The sequence below is a fragment of the Tetragenococcus solitarius NBRC 100494 genome (genome assembly GCF_001544195.1).
Lineage (GTDB): Bacteria > Bacillota > Bacilli > Lactobacillales > Enterococcaceae > Tetragenococcus > Tetragenococcus solitarius.
Map to the genome: position 1 here is coordinate 1 of NZ_BCPY01000031.1, position 21,829 is coordinate 21,829.

General features: G+C 35.1%; 23 protein-coding genes. 2 read left to right on the forward strand and 21 right to left on the reverse strand.

What is annotated here, in order from left to right; all coding sequences use genetic code 11:
* Window positions 1-271 precede the first annotated feature (271 nt).
* The 6 genes from galT to TS1_RS08970 all read right to left on the reverse strand — a co-directional run bounded on the left by galT (window position 272) and on the right by TS1_RS08970 (window position 8,671).
* Complete coding sequence (galT, locus tag TS1_RS08945; RefSeq protein ID WP_068709937.1) at window positions 272-1,759, reverse strand: UDP-glucose--hexose-1-phosphate uridylyltransferase; 1,488 nt, start codon at window positions 1,757-1,759, stop codon at window positions 272-274.
* A gap of 13 nt (window positions 1,760-1,772) precedes the next feature.
* Complete coding sequence (galE, locus tag TS1_RS08950; RefSeq protein WP_068709939.1) at window positions 1,773-2,762, reverse strand: UDP-glucose 4-epimerase GalE; 990 nt, start codon at window positions 2,760-2,762, stop codon at window positions 1,773-1,775.
* Between the two features lie 51 nt (window positions 2,763-2,813).
* Window positions 2,814-3,974, reverse strand: coding sequence for a galactokinase (locus TS1_RS08955; protein WP_068709941.1), 1,161 nt, complete (start codon window positions 3,972-3,974; stop codon window positions 2,814-2,816).
* Between the two features lie 57 nt (window positions 3,975-4,031).
* On the reverse strand, window positions 4,032-5,210 hold the full coding sequence (locus TS1_RS08960; RefSeq protein ID WP_068709991.1) for an MFS transporter: 1,179 nt from the start codon (window positions 5,208-5,210) through the stop codon (window positions 4,032-4,034).
* A gap of 284 nt (window positions 5,211-5,494) precedes the next feature.
* Window positions 5,495-7,729: an alpha-galactosidase gene (locus tag TS1_RS08965; RefSeq protein ID WP_068709943.1), complete on the reverse strand. Its 2,235-nt coding sequence runs from the start codon at window positions 7,727-7,729 to the stop codon at window positions 5,495-5,497.
* A 99-nt stretch (window positions 7,730-7,828) separates the two neighbouring features.
* The gene (locus TS1_RS08970) at window positions 7,829-8,671 is read right to left on the reverse strand and encodes an AraC family transcriptional regulator (RefSeq protein ID WP_068709945.1); all 843 of its coding nucleotides are present in this window, start codon (window positions 8,669-8,671) and stop codon (window positions 7,829-7,831) included.
* Window positions 8,672-8,985: 314 nt separating this feature from the next.
* Here TS1_RS08970 and TS1_RS12420 point away from each other — a divergent pair, with 314 nt between their 5' ends.
* Window positions 8,986-9,153 (forward strand): DUF3042 family protein, encoded by a 168-nt coding sequence (locus tag TS1_RS12420; protein ID WP_083498281.1) that lies wholly within the window; start codon window positions 8,986-8,988, stop codon window positions 9,151-9,153.
* 74 nt (window positions 9,154-9,227) lie between these two features.
* Here TS1_RS12420 and TS1_RS08975 read toward each other — a convergent pair whose 3' ends face one another.
* From TS1_RS08975 to TS1_RS08995, 5 genes are read right to left on the reverse strand one after another with little or no spacing between them, the layout of a single operon-like run.
* Window positions 9,228-9,629, reverse strand: a complete 402-nt coding sequence (locus TS1_RS08975; RefSeq protein WP_068709947.1) for a rhodanese-like domain-containing protein — start codon at window positions 9,627-9,629, stop codon at window positions 9,228-9,230.
* Between the two features lie 20 nt (window positions 9,630-9,649).
* The gene (locus TS1_RS08980) at window positions 9,650-10,618 is read right to left on the reverse strand and encodes an ROK family glucokinase (RefSeq protein ID WP_068709949.1); all 969 of its coding nucleotides are present in this window, start codon (window positions 10,616-10,618) and stop codon (window positions 9,650-9,652) included.
* A complete protein-coding gene (locus TS1_RS08985; protein WP_068709951.1) occupies window positions 10,619-10,825 on the reverse strand; it encodes a YqgQ family protein in 207 nt (68 codons plus the stop codon).
* An 18-nt stretch (window positions 10,826-10,843) separates the two neighbouring features.
* Window positions 10,844-11,536, reverse strand: coding sequence for a rhomboid family intramembrane serine protease (locus TS1_RS08990; protein ID WP_068709953.1), 693 nt, complete (start codon window positions 11,534-11,536; stop codon window positions 10,844-10,846).
* Window positions 11,529-12,095 (reverse strand): 5-formyltetrahydrofolate cyclo-ligase, encoded by a 567-nt coding sequence (locus tag TS1_RS08995; RefSeq protein ID WP_068709955.1) that lies wholly within the window; start codon window positions 12,093-12,095, stop codon window positions 11,529-11,531. Before TS1_RS08995 ends, TS1_RS08990 begins: the two co-directional genes overlap by 8 nt.
* Window positions 12,096-12,306: 211 nt before the next feature.
* Between TS1_RS08995 and rpmG the strand changes: the two genes are divergently transcribed.
* Window positions 12,307-12,456, forward strand: a complete 150-nt coding sequence (gene rpmG / locus TS1_RS09000) for a 50S ribosomal protein L33 (protein WP_010753318.1) — start codon at window positions 12,307-12,309, stop codon at window positions 12,454-12,456.
* Between the two features lie 419 nt (window positions 12,457-12,875).
* On the opposite strand, the gene apf is transcribed toward rpmG, so the two are convergent.
* From apf to TS1_RS09050, 10 genes are all read right to left on the reverse strand, one after another.
* A complete protein-coding gene (gene apf, locus TS1_RS09005) occupies window positions 12,876-13,448 on the reverse strand; it encodes an aggregation-promoting factor (protein ID WP_068709957.1) in 573 nt (190 codons plus the stop codon).
* A gap of 349 nt (window positions 13,449-13,797) precedes the next feature.
* Window positions 13,798-14,559: a DNA/RNA non-specific endonuclease gene (locus TS1_RS09010; RefSeq protein ID WP_068709959.1), complete on the reverse strand. Its 762-nt coding sequence runs from the start codon at window positions 14,557-14,559 to the stop codon at window positions 13,798-13,800.
* A gap of 85 nt (window positions 14,560-14,644) precedes the next feature.
* On the reverse strand, window positions 14,645-15,100 hold the full coding sequence (locus TS1_RS09015) for a hypothetical protein (RefSeq protein WP_068709960.1): 456 nt from the start codon (window positions 15,098-15,100) through the stop codon (window positions 14,645-14,647).
* Between the two features lie 118 nt (window positions 15,101-15,218).
* Window positions 15,219-16,424, reverse strand: coding sequence for a CCA tRNA nucleotidyltransferase (locus TS1_RS09020; protein WP_068709961.1), 1,206 nt, complete (start codon window positions 16,422-16,424; stop codon window positions 15,219-15,221).
* A gap of 25 nt (window positions 16,425-16,449) precedes the next feature.
* A complete protein-coding gene (locus tag TS1_RS09025; RefSeq protein WP_068709963.1) occupies window positions 16,450-16,791 on the reverse strand; it encodes a nucleotide pyrophosphohydrolase in 342 nt (113 codons plus the stop codon).
* A gap of 144 nt (window positions 16,792-16,935) precedes the next feature.
* On the reverse strand, window positions 16,936-17,496 hold the full coding sequence (locus TS1_RS09030; RefSeq protein WP_068709965.1) for a YpiB family protein: 561 nt from the start codon (window positions 17,494-17,496) through the stop codon (window positions 16,936-16,938).
* Window positions 17,497-17,500: 4 nt separating this feature from the next.
* A complete protein-coding gene (locus tag TS1_RS09035; RefSeq protein ID WP_068709967.1) occupies window positions 17,501-18,760 on the reverse strand; it encodes a tetratricopeptide repeat protein in 1,260 nt (419 codons plus the stop codon).
* A gap of 11 nt (window positions 18,761-18,771) precedes the next feature.
* Complete coding sequence (locus tag TS1_RS09040; protein WP_068709969.1) at window positions 18,772-19,812, reverse strand: dehydroquinate synthase/iron-containing alcohol dehydrogenase family protein; 1,041 nt, start codon at window positions 19,810-19,812, stop codon at window positions 18,772-18,774.
* 208 nt (window positions 19,813-20,020) lie between these two features.
* Window positions 20,021-20,893 (reverse strand): glucose 1-dehydrogenase, encoded by an 873-nt coding sequence (locus TS1_RS09045; RefSeq protein ID WP_068709971.1) that lies wholly within the window; start codon window positions 20,891-20,893, stop codon window positions 20,021-20,023.
* 598 nt (window positions 20,894-21,491) lie between these two features.
* Entirely contained in the window at window positions 21,492-21,821 is a 330-nt protein-coding gene (locus tag TS1_RS09050) for an HU family DNA-binding protein (RefSeq protein WP_169792370.1), read from the reverse strand.
* Window positions 21,822-21,829 lie beyond the last annotated feature (8 nt).

Genomic DNA, 21,829 nt, shown 5'->3' on the forward strand with positions numbered 1-21,829 from the left:
CATTTAAACGTCCAATAACCAATGACATGGTTACTGGACGTTTTTTACAAGATTATATATTGTTTAATTATTATAGAATAAGCTGTCCTGGCGCTCCAAGATCCGATATAAATAAGATGGTTGATTAAATATAAGCAACCGCTCGCTGGTTTTTCATGGCTTAGTTCCGCTCTAAATAGTTCTTCCATATCGCTTTCATAATAAGCTGAATTCTGCCAGATTTAGCTAAAACCGGAGGTCAACTTAATCTTTAAAGCTGACCAGCATTTATTTAGTTACTATTTAAATAATTTATAAAGCGTTCAAATCCAGTACGTCCTTGCTCATCTCTTTTAAACACGCCTGCATCTTCTAATACTCGTTTGAATACTTGACCGAGCTCTTTTTGTACCACTTCATTGACATTTTCCTTTGTTAATTGATGATTCATTTTAATAGAATCTGCCCATTCTTTATGATAGGAGACCATTTTATTTTCTTCATCTAATAAATATTTTTCAACTTCTTCTAGTTCAGTTTTCAAACGTGGTGGTAGTATAGCTAATCCCATCACTTCAATTAAACCAATATTTTCTTTTTTAATATGTTGCACATCTTGATGTGGATGAAAAATCCCATCAGGATGTTCTTTAGAAACATTGTTATCCCGCAGGACAATATCCATTTCGAAAAAATCCTCTTTTTTTCTAGCAATAGGTGTTACCGTATGATGCAGCGTACCGTCTTGTGAATAGGCAGAAATATCTAGTGGCTCATCTGAATAAACCGCCCATTTGGCAAAAACCTCATGCGCAGCTCTAGCGAGCTCTGCTTTATTTTTACTTTGCAAACGAATCACAGACATCGGCCACTTGACAATGCCGGCGGTGACGTCAGGAAATTTTTTGAAGGAAAAAGAAAATTCAATCGGCGCCTGATCCATGGCAAACGTATGGCGTCCCCCTTGATAATGATCATGAGAGAGAATGGAACCTCCTACAATCGGTAAATCCGCATTGGAACCCATAAAATAATGAGGTAAGACTTCAATAATTTTTAACAATCGATCAAAGGTTTGTTTCGTGATTTCCATTGGACGATGTTCTTCGGACAAAACAATACAATGTTCATTGTAATAAGCATAAGGCGAATATTGAAAACCCCAAGACTCTCCATCTAAGTTCATCCGGATAATCCGGTGATTGGTCCTTGCAGGAAAATTAGCGCGCCCTTTATAACCTTCATTTTCCATACATAATGGACACTGAGGATAATTTGCTTGTGCCGTATTTTTTTCTAGAGCAATTTGTTTAGGATCTTTCTCAGGTTTGGATAAATTGATAGTAATTTCTAAGGTGCCATACTCCGTTTCTACAGGAAAATCGATATTTTTAGCAATCGCACGAGTTTTTACGTAGTCATTCGTTTTACACAAATCGTAAAAATAATCGGTTGCTTTTTTTGGATCTTTGGCATAATATTGCGCAAAAAAAGCATTGACAACGGACGGAGGCGGCGTTAAAAAATCCATCAATTGTGCAGCAAAGATTTCTTGTTCTGAAAGTGAGTCCCCTACTACATGATTCTTTTTAGCCGTTTCGACTAACTCGTCCATTAATGGTGTCGAAGGTTTAGGAGATGAACGAATTTCAGCTTCTTCAAATTCCGTTTCCCCAATCATACCCAAGATACGATTTTGTAAATAAACCCTATCCATTTCCATCCAGCCGCCTGAAGCAATCGCTAAGGTTATAAAATCGGCAATTGTTTGACTGATCATGCTTTTTCTCTCCTTACTCTTTGTAGCCATATGGATGACTGACATGCCAGTTCCATGCGGTTGCAATAATTTCCTCTACTTCAGTGTATTGCGGCTGCCAGCCTAAAACCGCTTTGGCTTTATCACTAGCTGCAACTAAAGTTCCAGGATCGCCTGCGCGTCTTGGAGCGACTTTTGCTGGAATGTCTTTCTTCGTTACCTTTCTTGCCGCTCCTAACATTTGTTTTACAGAATAACCAGAGTTACTTCCTAAATTAAAGATATTGCTCGGATTTCCTGCTTTTAAGTATTCTAAAGCTAGAATATGCGCAGCGATAAGGTCTTCCACATGAACATAATCTCGAACACAAGTCCCGTCTTCTGTCGGATAATCATCGCCAAAAATGGCCAATTGCTCTCTTTGCCCGAGCGCAACTTGTAGGATAATGGGAATTAAATGAGTCTCTGGGGCATGATCTTCGCCAATGGACGCATCTGCTTTAGCTCCTGCAACATTAAAATAGCGTAGGGCGACAAATTTTATCCCATAGGCTTCATCACACCAACGCATCATCTTTTCCATCATTAGTTTACTTTCACCGTAAGGATTTTTAGGATTTGTTGGCGTCATTTCAGTAATTGGATTTTCTTCTGGCTCGCCATAAGTGGCTGCTGTTGAAGAAAAGACAATCGATTTCACCTTGAATTCATGCATCACTTCTAGCACAATTTCTGTACCTGAAACATTGTTATTAAAATATTTTAGTGGGTTTTCTACCGATTCACCGACTAAAGAACTAGCGGCAAAATGAATCACACCTTCAATCTTTTCCTTTTGAAAGACGGACTGTACAAATTCTTTCTCCCGGATATCTCCTTGATAAAAACGAGCTTTAGAATGAACGGCGGCTTTGTGCCCAGTTAATAAATTATCAATCACCGCAACATCATATCCTTGGTTAACTAGTTGATCAACCGCATGCGAGCCAATGTAACCTGCTCCGCCTAATACTAAAATTGTCATACCATTCTCCCCTTCGGTTGTTCATTTTTAATAAATATCGTCTGTTTCATTCTATAGCTTTCTAGCGCCATCATCAATACTTGCTTGGTAAATATCCGTGGAATAGCCCATTTTGTCTAAATAAATTTGGGAAATGTCTTCAACAAAATCGGCCCACTCTGTTTTTTTCACTAAAGCAAGCGCACATCCGCCAAAACCGGCCCCTGTCATACGAGCGCCCAAAACAGCAGGATGTTGTTGGGCAGCCAAAACAAGGGTATCTAATTCTTTTCCAGTGACTTCATAATCGTTTCGTAAAGAAGTGTGTGAATCATTTAATAATCGTCCAAATTCAACTAAATCTCCCTTTTCCAAAACTTCTTTTGCTACTTTGGTTCTTTCATTCTCTGTAATTACGTGTTTCGCCCGTTTAGTCAGCACATCACTTCTTAGTAAATCAGTGTTAGCAAAAAATGTTGCACTATCTAATTCCCCTAAAGCATGAATCGAGAATTTCTCTTGTAACTTTTGCAGTGCCTGCTCACATTCGCTGCGACGTTCATTATATTTTGAGTCCGTTAATTTTCGCTGCTTATTTGTGTTCATAATCGCCAACACATACTCGCCAAAATCAGCTGGCACCACTTCATAATCTAAGGTATTGGTATCCAGTAACAAAGCATGATCTTTTTCTCCCATACCTACTGCATATTGATCCATTATTCCTGAATTTACTCCGATAAACTGATTCTCGGTTTTTTGTCCTAATTTCACTAAATCCAGTGTATTAATCGGTAAATCAAACAAATCGCGGATTACAACACCCGTTAATAATTCAATCGAAGCCGAAGACGAAAGACCGGCACCATTCGGTATATTGCCATAAAAAGCTATGTCCATCCCTTTATCAATAGAAAATCCTTCATCTCTTAAGAAATATAGCATTCCTTTAGGATAATTTGCCCAATCGTCCTCTTCGCTATAAGTTAAATCTTCTAAACTAAATTCAATAATTCCCTTTTCCGGAAAGTTTTTGGAGTAAAGCCGGAAACGACGGTCATCTCGTTTTCGTACCGCAGCATAGGTCCCTAAAGTAATCGCCGCTGGGAATACATTACCACCATTGTAATCTGTATGTTCGCCAATTAAATTAATTCTTCCGGGGGCAAAATAAACATTTTGCGCCGATTCAGCAAAAATTTTAGCAAAAATTCTTTTTATTTCATCTTCCATCCTCTTTCGCTCCTTTTGGACTTTCGATAAATATTCTCTTTATCTTTTATGACCAACTTATTCGTTGGTATTCTTCTTTGCTCGACTACCAATAAACATTATAACCATTAACACAACTAAAACAATCGCATAGATTAAAAAGGGAGAGCTTAAATCATTGCTTGGACTAATTCTTTGGAAAACGTTTAAGATATACGGTACCATAAAAAGCCCTAAATTACAGCCCACAAAAATCAAGGAATTAGCAAATGTTTGGGTAGACTTCGGTGTAATTCTACCTAGAATAGAAAAGATATAAGGTAAGCACCAAGTACCTGGAACACTAGAGAGAAAAACCCCTAATAACATGAACACAAAGTTGCCATCAGAAAGACTGATGAATAAATTAGAAATAATTAGGACAGTTATGCCTAAATAAAGCGTTTTGGAACCAAGGCGTCGGAAAATACTGCCAAAGACAAACCCACTGATAATCGCGATTAAAGGAATGACAGCCAGATAATTACTTGCATTAAAATCATCCCCAAAGTAAGTAGTGGCAAGTGAAGGAAAACGGACAGATACAGCATTTGCATTACTATTTATTAAAATAGCAAACAACATCCACAAATAAACAACTGGATTCATTCTTTCTGAAGTATTACTTTCCGCTTTTTCAACGTCTGTTTTAACGTCTGGAACAAACATAGCAAATAATATTGCAATAGGAAATGCAGCAAGATAAATAATGAAAGAATATCTCCATCCTATATTTAATAAAAGTCCAGCTATAAAGGTCAAAACCGCCTGCCCTATTTGTTCCATAGAACCTCTAATTCCAAGTAAGGTAGCTTCTGTTGACTTATTATCCTCATACACCCGGTTAATAATTGTAACAGCTAAAGAATTATACATTCCAAGACCTGCACCCATAATGATTCGGCTGATTAACATCGCCATATAGGAATTTGTAAATGCAGGTAAGATACCGCCAATTCCGGCTAAAATCAAACCAACGACGATCGTACGTTTCATTCCCAGTTTATTTACAACCAAATTAGAAAAAAGCACAAAAATTGTAACTGAAACTGCCGAAATGGTGCTAAGTGTTTCAACTTGGGTCTGTGAAATATCTAAAGCGTTTTTAATTTGGGGCAATGCCCCATTGATTGAATTTGAAGAAATAAGTAATAAAGAGATAGATAATATAGCAAATTTTGTCATCAAGGAGCTAGGGTTTTTAAAACTACTACTCATAATCATACGACCTTTCTTAATCTTTTAATTTTAATATGCATTGAAAATAAACATAAGCGAGATTTTTACAACTAGTATTCCTATATAATTTCTTATTAAATATAAGGAGTTTTCCGGTATCAAACAAATACATGAATACCTAAATTCTGGGAAAACTCCTAAGTATCTATTCTGGCTTTATTAACAAAAGGTACTTTTTCATTGGGAAAATAATTTCGTTAATTGCCAGCAAGCTACTAATAAAGAAATACTTAAAAACCATTATTAGTTTTCATTTAAGCATCCTATTTTTGGGTTAATACCCATATTCTTGAATCAAAGTCATATGTTTCCTTGCGGTTATTTTGCGCGTTTATTTGTCCGCTTGATGCATCTGTGGTAATCAATCCAGCATTCATTAATTCTTCTCCTGAATAAGTCATATCATTAATCAAATATTCGGCATTCGGATTAAGCCCCTTTAATTGTACACGTTGATAAGAACGGTTCACTTCATTTAACATCTTATAGTCACCAACAATTGCTGTGCTTTGATCGTTGCTTACTACCATCCATGTTGCATGATTTTTATCTTTTTCAAAAGGAGATCTCAAACGATAAAACGTTCCATTATGAATAATCGATTGGTACTTTTTGTAAAATTTAATTTGCTCTTTTACGACTGCCAGTTCATCAGAATTTAATTGATTCAAATCTAATTCATACCCAAATGCGCCAAAATAAGCAACGTTACCTCTTGTTTCAATCGGCGTTACTCGGTTGGTCTGATGGTTAGGTGTGATTGAAACATGGGCACCCATAGAAGATAAAGGATAAAGAAAACTTGTCCCATATTGGATTTTCAAACGTTCGATTGCATCTGAATCATCACTTGTCCATGTTTGTGGTGCGTAATATAACATCCCTGCATCAAAGCGCGCCCCGCCAGACGAGCAAGATTCAAATAATATATTTGGATATCTTTCAATTAGTCTTTCATACAAACTGTATACGCCTAAAACATATCGATGAAATACTTCTCCTTGTTGACTCTTATCTAAATCAACATCAAAAACGTTGGTTAACGGACGATTCATATCCCATTTTATATAATCTAATTGCGATTCATCGATAATGGCAGAAATCTGTTGAAAAATGTTTTCAACGACTTCTTCATTTCCGTAATTTAAAACAAATTGGTTCCTGCCGTGGTTGCTAACGCGATCTGGTGTGTGAAGGATCCATTCTGGATGTTTTCTATATAAATCACTGTTTTTATTCACCATTTCTGGTTCTATCCACAAGCCAAATTTCAATCCTAAAGATTTGATCCGTTTTGCCAAGCCACCTACACCATTAGGCAAACGGTCTTTATTCGCATACCAATCGCCCAAGCCAGCTTCATCATTATTACGCTCACCAAACCAACCATCATCTAAAACAAACAAATCAACGCCAACACTTTTAGCTTTTTCTGCAATATTCACTAATTTATCTTCATTAAAATCAAAATAAGTGGCTTCCCAGTTATTAATCAGCACAGGACGATCTTGTTCGCGCCATTTTCCACGTATCAGTCTTTTGTTAAACAATTGGTGGAAAGATTGGCTCATACCGTTAAGTCCTGCATCAGAATAAACCAGAAGAGTTTCTGGGCTAGTAAATGTTTCCCCAGCTTCTAACTTCCATTCAAAACCAAATGGATTCATTCCCACTTGCAGACGGGTCACATCCCAGGTATCAACCTCGGCTTGAATTAAAAAGTTGCCTGAGTATACGAGTGTCGCGCCTATAACTTCTCCTTGATTTTCATCTGTATTTTCTCTTTTTAGTGCAACAAAAGGATTTTGCTGACTACTTGAAATTCCGCGTGTTGATTCAATCGATTGGATCCCCTGTTGAAGTTTACGCTGTTTTACATATCTTTCTCTTCCCCAAGCACCAGACAGTTGCAGCCAGTCATAATCACGGTCAGGTAAATCAAGTGACAAGCTAGCTAACTGCTCAATAAACTGTGTATCTTCTCCATTATTAATGACTTTGGCGTTTCTAGCCAGCACTGGGAGTTCACTGAATAAGGTATAGCTTAATTCAACCTCGACATTCGTCAATTTATCTTCTAATTTAATAAGTAATGTTTTGGCTTCTTGCTTATCTTCTACATAAGTAGCAGGCAATCCCTTTAATGATCCTTTTCCATCTATAATTTGATGAGATTTATAAACAAAGTCCGTTAAGTTCGAACCGTTTTTTTGCCGTAAGGAAATAGCTGGATGACGAAAATCCGTCGCACCATACTCAGGAAATTCTTGTTTGAGGTGTTCTAATGAGTAAAGTAAATCGCCTTCTTTTCTAAACGTTGCCATAGAGCGATGATGCATTTCAACTAAATAACTGTAATCTCTATTTTGCGGAACTTTTTTCCCATAATAAAGCTGAAGTAATTTACCATCTTCTGATAATTGAAAGATGTAACTTATGCTCTCATTGCTCAAGTGAAACTGTTTATTCTCTGATTGAAACGTAATCGTTGCAGTCATAAATATAACCTCCTTGTATTTAACTTCATTATAAAAAGCGCTTACAACAGTAACAAGCGCTTTTTACGTAATAAATTTAGTAAAAATTGACATTATATTTTATCTATTTCCAAGGCCTATTTTCTTTTTGCGATATACACTTGGAGAGACACCATGATATTGTTTAAAAGCTTTAGAATAGGACTGAGCACTGGAGAACCCTACCATCTCACTAATGTGGTTAATTGAGTAATCGGTAGATGTTAACAGATCGTTGCTAATAGTAATACGAAGTTCATTAATATATTCTTTGATTGGTACGCCTATGTCAGCGCGAAATAATCTGGAAAGATAACTAGGATCGATTGATAGCTCTCTAGCAATATTAGCCACAGAAATATTCATTTGAGCATTTTTATTAATGATTTCTAAAGATTTACTGACATAAGGGTTCATTTTTTTCGTAGGAATAAATTGTTTATGTGGTGTAAGTGATTGGCTAAGTAATTCTATAAAATGATAAGCTTGTTTTTGTAAAGTAATCTCATTTATTAAGTTATCATTTTCATAAGCAAGGCACTGAAAAATGATGGCTTTAAAAGTCTCTACATTTTCTACGTCAAAAGATAACCTTTTAGAGTTAATCCCTAACTTTTTTAGATACTCCGATAGTTTGTTTCCGCCAATTCCCATCCAAACATAACTCCAAGGATCTTCATCATCTGCTTGATAAAAAGTGGGGACTTCTGGCGGTATCACAAATCCTTGACCACTTTTTAAATAATAATTTTGATTTTCGATTGAATAATACCCTTTACCATCTAAAATGATATGAATGAGATAGGTATCACGAATGGCAGGGCCATAACTATGTTTGGGTTTGGTCTTAGAAAAACCACAAAAAGAAAAGTAGAGGTCCTGATAATTTTGTGGTTGTTTTAGTAAAAACATTGATTTTTCCATTTTTTTCTCCTTATGTCATATTTGGCTAAATTACTATCAAAATAATAACATTCTTAACTACGCCTGGTAAAAGGGTATAATTCTAGGAGTCACTCCATGGAAAATCTATTTAAAAATTTTCCAGTATAGATTTAAACTTATAACTGACTAGAACATAGCAATAAATTTTATAAAACTTTAATTATGCTTTTAGTTATCTATAAGTAATATAAATCTCTGCCAAAATTTTATCAAACAAATCCAAGTAAATTACTTTTCAAAACCACTTCTTTCATTCATAATAAGGATAAGAATAAAAAATGAGGTGAAGTATAATGAAAAAATTTACTCTGGGCTTTATCATGGGAACTTTAGCAACTACTGCTGCAACTGCTTGTTTAGTAACAACGGTAAAAAAACAAGTCATTGAACCCATCGAAGAAAAAGAAGCAATGATTGATGCTAATCGTAAAAAAGCACGACGCAAAAGCTTTGCTAGATAAAATTCAAAAAAGACCTGATGTAATATCTTTTCTAAACAAACGTTAGAAAAACCATACACATCGGGTCTTGTTTTTTAGACTGTTTTTTTAGACTTCTTCTTGCCTTCCCAGCCATTGAATCCATCTTTTAGGATATAAATATCCTTATAACCATTTTTACGCAATTTATTTGCAGCGCGTACACTTAATGTTTTCCCAGTGTCATACAAATAGACGGGTTGGTCTTTGCGAATCGAACCCATGGAGTTATTCAATAATGTATAAGGGATGTTTCTGGCACCTAAAATATGACTACCATCAAATTCTTTTTTCTCTCGAACATCAATCACTTGAGCTTTTCTCATACCTTGACGAAAAGCTTCTTGATCAATGATCGTAGCCGAGCGTCTTCCTTGAATGTAATAATATAGCCAATTCATTCCCATAGCTAATAAAATAGCAGCTAAGATAAGTGTCAAAGTTTGCAAAAAATTCATGTTTCCGTCACCTTGTCTTTCTAATCTTTAAATTTCAATGCTAAAGAAGCAGCTCCAATAATTCCTGCATCGTTTCCTAATTGTGCTAACTTAACCTTTGAACTTTCTGTTACTTGCGGAAAAGTAAACTGTTTAAAATAGTTTACAACTTTTTCACGTAAAAATTCTCCGGCTGCAGAAACCCCACCACCTAATATTAAAGACGATGGATTTAAAAGGTTTCCGATATTGCCACATGCTAATCCTAAATAGTAGCAAATACGATCGACAACCATCATGGCTAAACGATCCTCTTGTCCAGCTAATTCGAAAATATCTTTACTAGTCAATTCTTCTCCATTATCTAAACGTTGTTTTAAATAAGAAGCACCTGCATATTCTTCTGCTAATTTGCGTGCTATACGAACAATTCCTGTCGCACTCGCAATTGTTTCAAGACAACCTTTTTTGCCACAAGTACATTCAAAGCCGTCAGGTTCGACTGTGATATGACCAATCTCGCCCGCACAGCCAGCCACGCCATGTAACAGTTCACTTTCCATAATAATTCCACCACCAACGCCGGTGCCCAGCGTAATAAATACCACGTTTGGTTCGTTATCGCCTGCCCCTTTCCAACGTTCGCCTAAAGCTGCAACATTGGCGTCATTATCAAGAGCAAAAGGAATGCCTGTTTCTTTTTCAATTTGTTCTTTTACAGGTTGGGTCGTTTTCCAGTTTAAGTTATAAGCTCCTACGACGGTTCCTTTTTGGCGATCTACACTACCTGGAGTTCCCATACCAATTCCAATAAAATCTTGGGCTTTCATATCGTATAAATCCAAACGATGGTTAATTGATTTAATAATATCAGGCACTATATGAGAGCCTTCATCTAAAATGTTTGTCTTGATACTCCATTTTTGCTGAATCTCACCTTCTGTTGTCAAAATAGCAAATTTGACAGTGGTGCCGCCTAAGTCAATACCCATAATTTTTTTGTCAGCCATCTAATGATCCTCCCTACTTTCCTCAATGCGATGTTCTCTTATCAAAATATTTCTTGCTTTTAAATAGGTATTTTGATCAATTAACCGAGCTTCGAAAAGGTCTTTAAGCTCAATATTCATTAGTTCGATATCATAGATCCGCTTTCCTACATATACAATTATACCAAACCGTTTTAATAACTGCTGTACGTCATACAGACTATTCATATAGACACTTCCTAAATATTATACTAGTAATTGATATTTTTTAAAACCATAGATCAGACAAAATCCGACTAAAAATATAAAAACAAGACCTGCGATAATCCGAATATGTATGGAGTAATCTTGTAAGCGCTGTGGCAAACCAAATATATTTCCCAAAAGAAAACCACCAAGCAATCCTCCAATGTGTCCCCAAATATCGACAGAACTATCAATTAAATTAAAAAGCAAGCTGATTCCAATAAATAAAGTAAACTGACGCACCAACATTTGAATCGCATAATTATTTTTATAATGAATCCCTAAAACCACAAAAGCACCAAATAAGCCAAATAAAGCAGTGCTAGAGCCGGCTGATTGTACTCCTGCATTGTTAAAAGCAAAACTTAATAAATTCCCAGCTATTCCACTTAATAAATAAATAAAAAAATAACGCAAGTGTCCGTACATTGCTTCTAAGCGTGCACCCATAAAATATAAGACAACGGAATTTACAGCAAAGTGCATGAGTCCAAAATGAATAAATATAGGGGTAATAAAACGCCAATATTGAGAATAGTACACAATGAAGGGCCCAAACATTGCACCTTGGGACTCAATAGCACCGGGAAAAAGATAAGACACTAGAAAAACGAGCGTCTGTAGTCCTAAAAATAAATAAGTCACAATCGGCTGATTGAGCCAGCGACGCAGACGTAATTGATATTTATTCATAGCGAAAACTCCTTTCCAGCTGGTCCGTATATACTCGTGTTACAGGCTGATCAAACACTTCTGGTTGCCAGTCATTATTAAGCTGTTCAGAAAATACTAAAGCACAAGTTTTTCCAGCAAAGTCTTCTAAAAAACGGTCATAATAGCCTTTACCAAAACCAATGCGATAACCTTTATTAGAAAAAATCAAGCCAGGAACAATTAATAAGTCGATCTCTTTTTTGGCAACAATAAAATTATTCACAGGTTCTTCTATGCCAAAATTAGATAATTGATAATTTGTATTCTCATCTACCTCGTAAAAGCTTAATTGCCGCTCGGGCAAAGTTTTAGGCACTACCACTTTTTTTCCCTGTTTTAAAGCTTTTGACATCACTGGATTCATATCAAATTCAAATGGTTGTGAACGAACCATCCCCACTGTTCTCGCTTCTTTCCATAACTTCGAATGGAACAAAAGCGTCCTAATTTGTCGTTCTTTTTTTTGTTTTTTCTCTAATTGCTTAGCCAAGCCTTCTAATCTTTCTAAGGCTTTTTGGCGTAATAGGGTTTTATCCAATGCTTCCACTCCAATATCTCAAAAATTATTCTACTTTGTTTAAGGCATATGCTTCTATTCTACCATGTTCAAACCGTTACAGATATAAAAAATTTTGCGTCAAGTAAACTTACTTAACAAATTTTCTCAAAAATCTAGAATTTTATTTATAAACATGATATGATAATTAAGTCCAAAATATTGGAGTATCTAGATATAGGAGGGAAAATACATGCGTGTAAACATTACACTAGAGTGCACTTCTTGCAAAGAACGCAATTATTTAACAAGTAAAAACAAACGTAATAATCCTGATCGTTTGGAAAAGAAAAAATATTGCCCACGTGAAAGAAAAGTTACTTTGCATCGTGAAACAAAATAACAAAGGAATGACCTGCCAAAAGTTTTTAGCAACTTTTAGCAGGTTTTTTGTATATTAAAAAAGTATGATCGAACTTCTCGATGAATAACTTCTTCCGATAAAGTTATGTCCGTTTACTAACTATCGGACATAACTAATGAATTTTTTTGTCCTAAAAGTAAAAAATAAAGAAAAACCCCATGATTTTTATTGATGCAGGACATTAATTCATTAAACTAATGTCCTGTTTTTTATTTACAAACAGAAGTCCATTGAACTTTTGTCCAGTCAATGGCTATAAGACAAAGGTTTATTAGACTTATGTCCAATCACTATAAATCTTTCATTGAAGCAACTACTTTTTTAATTAATGTTCAATAAAGTCACAAAAAAAGTCCTATCCGAAGATAGAACTTTTTTATTTCATTTATTTTATTAAATTAATACCAGCCATTTGCTTGCCAGAAAGATTTAGCACCTTCCCAACCACCATAACGACTGTTAACGTATTGATCTGCTACTCTTTCTTGATTTGCTGGAGAATGATCACCTTTTAAGTAAGACGCGTCTAATTGATATTTACCAATGTAGCGGCCATTTGTAGCTGAGTATGAGTTACTAGATTCTTTATTTGCAATCCAAGCTTTTGCAGAAGAAGTATTTCCTGAAGTAGCTGCTTGTTGTTGCTTAGGCGCTTTTTGTTGAACAGGCGCTTTAACTTCTTGCTGTTGAACTTGTTCTTGTTGTACAGGAGCTTTTTTGCTAGAAGAGCCATCTGTTGAAATGTTTAACTGAGTCCCAGCAAAAATCATGTTTGGATTATCAATGTTATTGTCTTCAGCGATTTTGTTAACTAAGCTATTATCACCAGCGAATTTCATTGAAATTTTTGATAGTGAGTCATCTGCTTTTACTGTATAAAGCTCATCTGCATTTGCATCGCTTGTACCAAGTGCCAATGTTGCTCCCACTGCCAAAACTGTACCAAATACTAAAGTCTTACTAAATTTCATTTTTTAATCCTCCGAGATTTTTTAGTTTTAAATAATGTTGTGCTATAAGCTACAATTGATAATTTACCATTGATTTATATTTCGTGTGTAAAAAAACAGTAACAATTCATTACAATTTGATAAAAAAAATGACAAAATCTCTTAAAAGTAGGATACTATTCTTCACCTTCAGAAAATAACGCTGAAATGTTTATCCTATAAAACATTGGCTTGTCAACAATCGCACCTTTTTTATAAAAAAAACTGTTTCTTTCTTTCATTTATTCAATTTGGCCTATTTGTAATATAATTATCAAAGAAAGTCCCCCAAAAGCTTCAACAAGCTTTTGGGGGACTTTCTTTATTCCTCTTAAGAAGCTTTTTTTGATGTTCCGTTTTCGTAATTGATTTGATAGCCTTCTTGTACATTATATATATAAACGTTAAAGCTTAATCGATCATCTTCAATACTCTGAGCTTCCATCTCAACCCCTCTAGGAACTAGATCATTTTCTTTAAACAAGGGTGTGACACGGTAACGTACATGGTTTTGCGTTTCTTTTAAATAAGAAGCTACTTCTTCTTCGTACTCACGCATGGGGCCTTGGTTCATCTGCTGTGTACCCGTGAATAAATTCTTCCAATTGTCATTTTCTCCTGTTAGTTGAAAGCCAATCAAGTGAGATCGATTATATAACCACTGATCACCGGTAATCTTTTTTTGTTTCCAACCTGAAGGATACACTTGCGAAATATCCCCACGCTCTTTTTTAGGCATCATTTTTTTATGTAACATTGCATTGGCTTGTCCCACTCTATTCCTATTATCTAGGTTCGCAAAAGATTGCCACGCTCCATTTTCCAATGATAGATCTTCTTTAGTAAAAAAAGGTTGATCGTCATTTAATGTAACAACTTCTTCACCATTATAATCTGGCAAAGCACTTAATTGCGGATAATCGGCCGTTGTATTTTTTGGCTCAAATGCTTCAACCAGTGTGCTTAAATCGTCTAAATCAACTCTTGATAAATCAACATTACCAGCTGTTGCTGTAAACAAAACAAGAAGTAGTAGTAAACTAAACAACGCTTTGACCGACTTAGGTCCCGTTTTTTTCCGTTTATTTGCCATTTAACTTTCTCTTTTTCCTATATTTTATTTTGTAACAAAGAAACAGCGAGGATCTATTTAGTAGATTCTCGCCAATTTATTTCTATTAAGATAAATAATCACTATAAATATCATCTACTGTATTGTCCGGATCAATGACAACGTAAAGATTTTTGGTTGACTCGCTGACCTTTGTTGTTTGGTTAACGTTATCTAAACCTTCTTCATCTTTATCCTTATATGGGAAGTACACAGTATCTGGTTCTCCGTTTTGATAGACAATTTGCATATATTCAATATCTTGATATTTCAATGCTCGCGAGAACATTCCCATTTCAAGACCGCCTAGATTAATATCAGAAGTAGCTACGTGATCCCCTTCTTGATAAACTTCCATTTTAAAAGCAGCACAAGGATGAATTTCTACAAAGTCACTCCCATTAATTCTACCGTAACTTGTCGTCACTTGCTTGATCCACAAATCTCCGATATGGCGGCGATCAATTGTCCAAGTTTCTCCATTACGGAAAAACAACTTTAAAGCTTTCATTTGTCTTGCCATGTCCAAATCCCCCTCACTTATTTGTTAACTATCTTACAATGTAAGTTTAGCATAAACCGTGATTAAGGTAAATACGGCAGATAGAAGAAGCAACCAGCTAAAAAATGAAATCTTCTGTTTAATCTAGATGTTTTTTTGCTAACTGCAGTAGTTCTTCTTTTTGATTAGCAACTTGACGATGAATAACGGCATTTTCTAGATATGTTAAAAGTTCTTTTATCCATTTTCCAGCTTTCTTATCAAAATAAACAATCAGATCGTTCCCGTTAACAGCTAGCTCTTTTAACGAATGAATCGGTAATTGTTGGTAATTTTCCCGCACATTTTCAATGTTGGGGGATTTATTATAAAACCAGAGTAATTCTTCAACTAGAACCGCTTGTCTCTCTCCTAGTTGATACAATAAATCTGCAGTAAAAGGCTGGGCTTTACGTACTTGTAAACCGTAAAATACAGCTTGTACTATTTTAATCATTTCATTGGAACATTTCCAACTTTTTAAAAATGCCCGAATATCAGCTTCTTTTATCGCTAATTGGTCAATTAATAAAACCCAAGCTTGGCTTTCATATTTGATGACTTTTTCCGATAACCCAGCAAAAGCTTGTAATTCTTTTTCTTTGCCAGATAATCCAGGACAGTACTCAAAACACTGGCTTTTTATAAAGTTTACGATTCCTTTTTTTCTATAATTGCCTAACAAAAGTTTTACAAATTCGACATTTATACGTTCCACTGATATTTTTTCCAATAATGAATGATTTTTTTTAATCGCCGTAAAAGTTTCTTTTTCTAAATCAAAACCTAACTGTCCCACAAAGCGCAATCCCCGCATCATCCGTAATGCATCTTCAAAAAAACGTTCGTGAGGGTTTCCCACTGCGCGTAAAAGATGTTGATTTAAATCATTTAAACCGTCAAACAAATCAACAATTTCTCCATCTTCTTTAAGTGCAAAAGCATTGATAGTGAAATCCCGCCTTTTTAAGTCTTCTTTTAACGAGCGTACAAATTCCACATGATCGGGACGACGAAAATCTTGATAGGTCGATTCAGTCCGAAAAGTTGTAATTTCATACTGTCCCGTTTTTTCTAGCACCAAAACAGTCCCATGCTCAATGCCAACGTCAATCGTTTTAGAAAAAATTTCTTTAATTTCCGCAGGAAAAGCGCTTGTCGCAATGTCAACATCATGAATCGGATGATGTAATAAAACGTCGCGCACACTTCCTCCCACAAAGTAAGCTTCATGTCCTGCTTTTTCAATTTTTTTAAGAATAGGTAAAGCCTGCTGATATTCATTTGGGAGTTCTTTAAGTTTCATTTTCTGAACCCTTTCCTACTTGATTTTACGCTTTTTCTTCGTCTTTTCGAACAAAACGATGGTGATCACGTTGATTAAATTTTTCCATATTTTTTTCAAAAACTTCCGTTAAATCTATATCCAATGAGTTAGCCATGATTAGCGTCACAAATAATATATCACCTAATTCTTCTTTGACCGTACTAGGGGCTTCGCTTGACTTTTTTTGTTTTTCCCCATAATAGTGATTTACTTCTCTAGCTAATTCTCCAGTTTCTTCGGTTAAGCGTGCTAACTGTGCCAAGGGCGTAAAATACCCTGTCTTAAATTGTTGAATATAGTCATCTACTTCTTTTTGCATATCAGCTAACGTGTATTTTTCAGTCATTAAAAATTCCCCCTTTTGATGATTTCTTTTCTATTTTAGCAAAAGAAACAATATTTTCCTAGAAATCAAAAATTCGAGTTAAATATTTGTCTGAAATAAAAAAAGCTTTCTGCCAATTTTTTTTACTGACAAAAAGCTTTTTTTCTATGATTTGCTATTCACTTCTTTACAAGCTAATAATTGATTCACTTTCTCCGAAAGTTTCATGAAGGTTGTCTGATCATTATTTTCTAAAGCTTGATCAATTTCTTGGTACAGTTCAGCGATCTCTGCCTGCGTAGCCTCTTTTTTTAAATAATGCTTTACTCTTGCCTGTGTCTTGGCATCCATAGTGTCATTCCAGCGATAATAAGGGTTATCTTCTAAGACTCCTAAGTAAAGCTCATTATCCCAAGCTTGGTTAAACTTAATTTCAAGGTAAAGCGGCTCTTGCCAATTTAACCGTATTTCATGGAATACTTGATCGCTATCGTTGAATACCTTTCCTTCGATAAATAATGCCAAAGGTTCTCCGTAAAACTGTTGTGTACAAATAGTAATACCTCTTGGTGTACGTCTAGCTTTTTCAACAAAGTGTACATGTTTTAAAATGATTTCATGATTGGCCAGATAATTTAATATCCAGGAAATTTCTCTTTTAGCAAAAACCTCATGAGAAACCAGCCAATTTAAAAAACGTTTTTTATCTAATGTGGCTATCTCCATATTTTCACCAACTTTCCGATAAATCCTCTAAAATCGATGCAGCTTCCATATCCCCAGGCTCATGTTCTAAGTAATGAGAAAGGTAAGATTTTGCTTCTTCTAATCGGCCCTCTTCACGTAAGAAAATGCCATATTCCTTCATAAAATCAGGTTCATGTTTTAGCTCCACACTTGCTTGGTCATAGAAGTTACTAGCTTGTTTAAACTCTTCTAATTCGTTATAAGCTTGAGCTAAATTCCATAAAGCATATGGATTTTGAGCGTCTTCCATTTGATTAACCATTTGAATGGCTTCTTCAAAGCGTTCTTCATTTAGATATAAATCGCTGAGTTTCAAAAGTGTCTCGTCGGTTTTTTCCCCTAGTTCTAAAGCTTGTAATAAAAATTTTTCTGACTTGTTTGCGTCATGTAAACGATAGCTATTTGCCGAAGCAAAGTGATATAAATCTACTTGATAAGGATTGTCATGTATTCCTTCTTCAATTACTGTTTGGGCCTCTTCCACTAACTCTTCTTCTTGTAAACTTTCAGCCAACGGCAGATACAAAGCATGATATTGCGGATTTAACTTACGTAATTCTTGTAAGTAGTATATCGCTTTATCATTATCTTCCAATTGTCGATAAACAAAAGCTGTTTGAAATAAACGCTCATCCGTTTGTCCTTCTTCTAAAGAAGCTTCTAAATATTCAATGGCTTCTTCAAATTTCCCTTCCAAACTGAGTGTCGTCCCCAAACGTTCTTTTATGGACACATTATTGATTTCTTCTTCACCAATTTCTAACAAATGCTGATAAATAAACTCTGCTTCACTTAAACGATCCATAGTTAAGTATAGTTCTGCTAAAGCAAACTGAATAAGCGGTTCATCAGGAAGAATGCGGGAAGCTTCTTTTAATTTTGCTTCACTAACTTCTGGAATTCCTAACACTTGGTATAAATCAGCAGTAATCAAAAGAGCTTGTGGATACAACTCACTTGTAGATTCGATTTCTTCTAGCAACTCCAACGCTGCATCTGTCTCGTTATTTTCAACTGCAATCTCAGCTAATGGTAAGTTCATTTCTTTTTTTTCGGGATGACGGGTTTTCAAACTTTCAAAAACTTGTTGTGCTTCTTGTAAAAAACCGATGGAAAGCAGTGACTCACCTAGCTCTTCTAAAATATCTTCATCGTCGTGCTTCATTGCTTGTTTCAATTGTGTCTGGGCTTTAGCGAAATCTTCTTGATCTAAAGCGTCTAGCATTTTTTCACTATATGTCATTTAACTTTCCCTCAAATCTCTGAAATAATTTTTTGATAATGATCGATGGCTTTGATCATCGTTTTTTCATCGGCAGATTGGGACTTTCCGATTTTTCCAATTTTGGATAAAACAACCAACTTATTTTCTCCTTGTAGTCTAAGTACGTTTTCTAAATATTCTCCAATGAGTAGTTGTTTAGGAAATTCAATGGGGTAACCTAACCTTTTTAACCAGCTCATAAAATTATCAATTTGAAAGCTAGAATCATTTAACTCCAAATTCCAAAATAGCTGTAACAACATTCCTAAAAAACGTTTCATATAAGACGAAAGTACATGACCATTTTCAGTTAGGTAAAAGGCTTTTTCAAAAATACTTCCGTAATTAGTAATCGATAAAGCATAAGATTCATATAATTGAGTAACTTCTTTAATAAATGCGATAAAAGAAGTTGTTTGTAATTGCTTTTTAGTCGGAAAATTTTTGAATAATCGTTGTAAAAACGAGTAGTCTCCTACTAATGCAGCTTGGATAAACATTTGCAAATCAATTAACTTCCCATCTGATTGTTTAAAAACAATGGATTGATCTAAAAAGATGTATGATGGTAAGTTTCTTTGCTGTAACAAATCCTTGTATGGTTTGTTACAAATTGTTCGATTTTCTGATAATGCACTAAAAAAAGAACGTAATGAAGTAGGGATCACCCAAAATTCTCCTGAAAGCAGCACAGTTTTTTGCAAAAAGCCGGTTAATTGTACAACACCTTCGTTACCAAAAGCAACAAATACATATTTTTCTGTCGGAGAAAATTTGCCAAGAAATTGCAAGAATTCAGTCATTTCTTCTAAATGATTACAATATAATTGATTGCGAGCAATATACCAGTCAACCACATGATGACAAAATGCTTGTTGGATTTTTTGAAAAAATTGATCATAATACCGCTGGTTGGTTAAAACGATCACGTGTCTATCTGTCGTCGTTAATAGCTGTTCAATACTCTTTTTTAGAAGTTCCCCATAAGTAATTTGGGTGTTTAGGTCTTGACGTTGGTAGGTAAATTGCATGCAATTGCCTCCAGATCTGTTTAGATATGCCTATTGTATCATGAAAACAATTATTTTGAGAAATTTCTCAATTAAAATAAATCTGTTTACCGCGATAAACGACAACTATAAATAAAAAACATTTTTAACTAAACAAAAAACGCTCTTACCACACAAAAAAGCGATAAGAACGTCTTCTACTATAAGTTAAACAATGCTTTTTCCTTGCTTAAGAATGCATAATTTGTCCACCATTAATATGAATACATTGGCCAGTAATGTAAGCTCCCTCATCTGAGGCAAGAAGCACATAAGAACCAGCTAAATCTGCCGGTTGACCCGGTCTGCCCATAGGAACTTCTAAACCAAAACTTTGAACAGATTCTTCATCAAAAGTAGCCGGAATCAAAGGTGTCCAGATAGGACCTGGCGCAATCATGTTTACACGAATTCCTTTAGAAGCTACGTTTTGTGCAAGGCTTCTGGTAAAACCAACAATTGCACCTTTAGTAGAAGTATAATCGATCAATTCAGGATGCCCCATATAAGGATTAACCGAGGTAGTATTGATGATAGCACCGCCTTCTTTGAGATATCTCATCGCATGTTTGCTCAAATAAAAGACAGAATCAATGTTAGTACTAAACGTCTTGCGCCATTGTTCAGTACTAATATCTTCTAAATCATTCCGAACAAATTGAATACCAGCTACATTGACTAGAATATCTAAATGCCCGAACTCAGCTACAGTTTTTTCAATGATCGACTGACAACTAGCTTCCTCGGACACATCTCCTGGTAATAGTAACCCCTTTACACCTTCAGCTTCCACAATTGATTTTGTTTGATGGGCATCGTCTTGTTCATTAAGGTAATTAATCCCCACATTAGCGCCTTCTTTGGCATAAGCTATCGCAACAGCACGACCTATACCGCTATCTGCTCCCGTAATCAAAGCGGATTTTCCTTTTAACTTTTCGCTTCCTTTATAATCTAAAGGTTGAACAGGAAGTGGATCCATCTCAGATTCAATGCCAGGTTGTACTGACTGCGTTTGTTTTGGTTGTCCGTTTTTTTGTGTTTCATAAATATTTTTATCCATAGCTATACTCCTTTTTTAGTTCGTAGCGCTGAACATTTTCTTTTTAAATAAAATTTGCATAATTCCTTAGTAAATAGCTACCAGATTGCAAACATCCCTTTTCTCTGTTATTCCTACTTTGTAAGCAAGAGATAAAGCGAGTGAAACAAAATACGAAAAGTTGAATCAACTGTCAAAAGCAACTCGTCTATACTTTATTTTAACAAGTAAACTACACTTTTCACGTATGCATTTTTTGCCTCAGGAGCTTTTAACAAATCTATTCAAAGCAAATAATAGAACTTATTTGACCTAAATTTATCGTAAAATAGCAATTTATGAAAGTCAAAAATTATGAGTTGTAATAAGTATTCAAAACATCTTGAAACTTATTATTTAAGTTCAAAATAATAAGAGAACTACTTATTCAGTAAATAAAAAGAAATGTTAAAGCATAGTTTAATCACCTCCATGCAAATAAAAAATGACGGATCACAGCATATTTAATTAAAAAAGCTTATGTAAAATGATCTAAAAAAATTCTTATGGATAGAAATATTTCATCTTAGTCAGTAACAAAAAAACCCTTGTTTAAACAAGGGTTTTTTACATACAATTTTTATTTTACAGCGTCTTTCAACGCTTTACCAGGTTTAAATGCTGGTACTTTGCTTGCTGGGATCTTAATTTCTTCACCAGTTTGTGGGTTACGTCCCTTACGTTCTGCACGAGAACGTACTTCGAAGTTACCAAAACCGATCAATTGAACTTTTTCGCCGCTAGCTAGAGAATCTTGAATAGTTGAAAATACAGCATCAACTGCTGCGGTTGCGTCTTTTTTAGTTAAATCAGTCGCTGTTGCAACTTTTTCGATTAATTCTGCTTTATTTGCCATGGATGGAATCACCTCCTGAAAATATAATGATGTTTCGGTATAAATCACGCGCATCTGAAAAA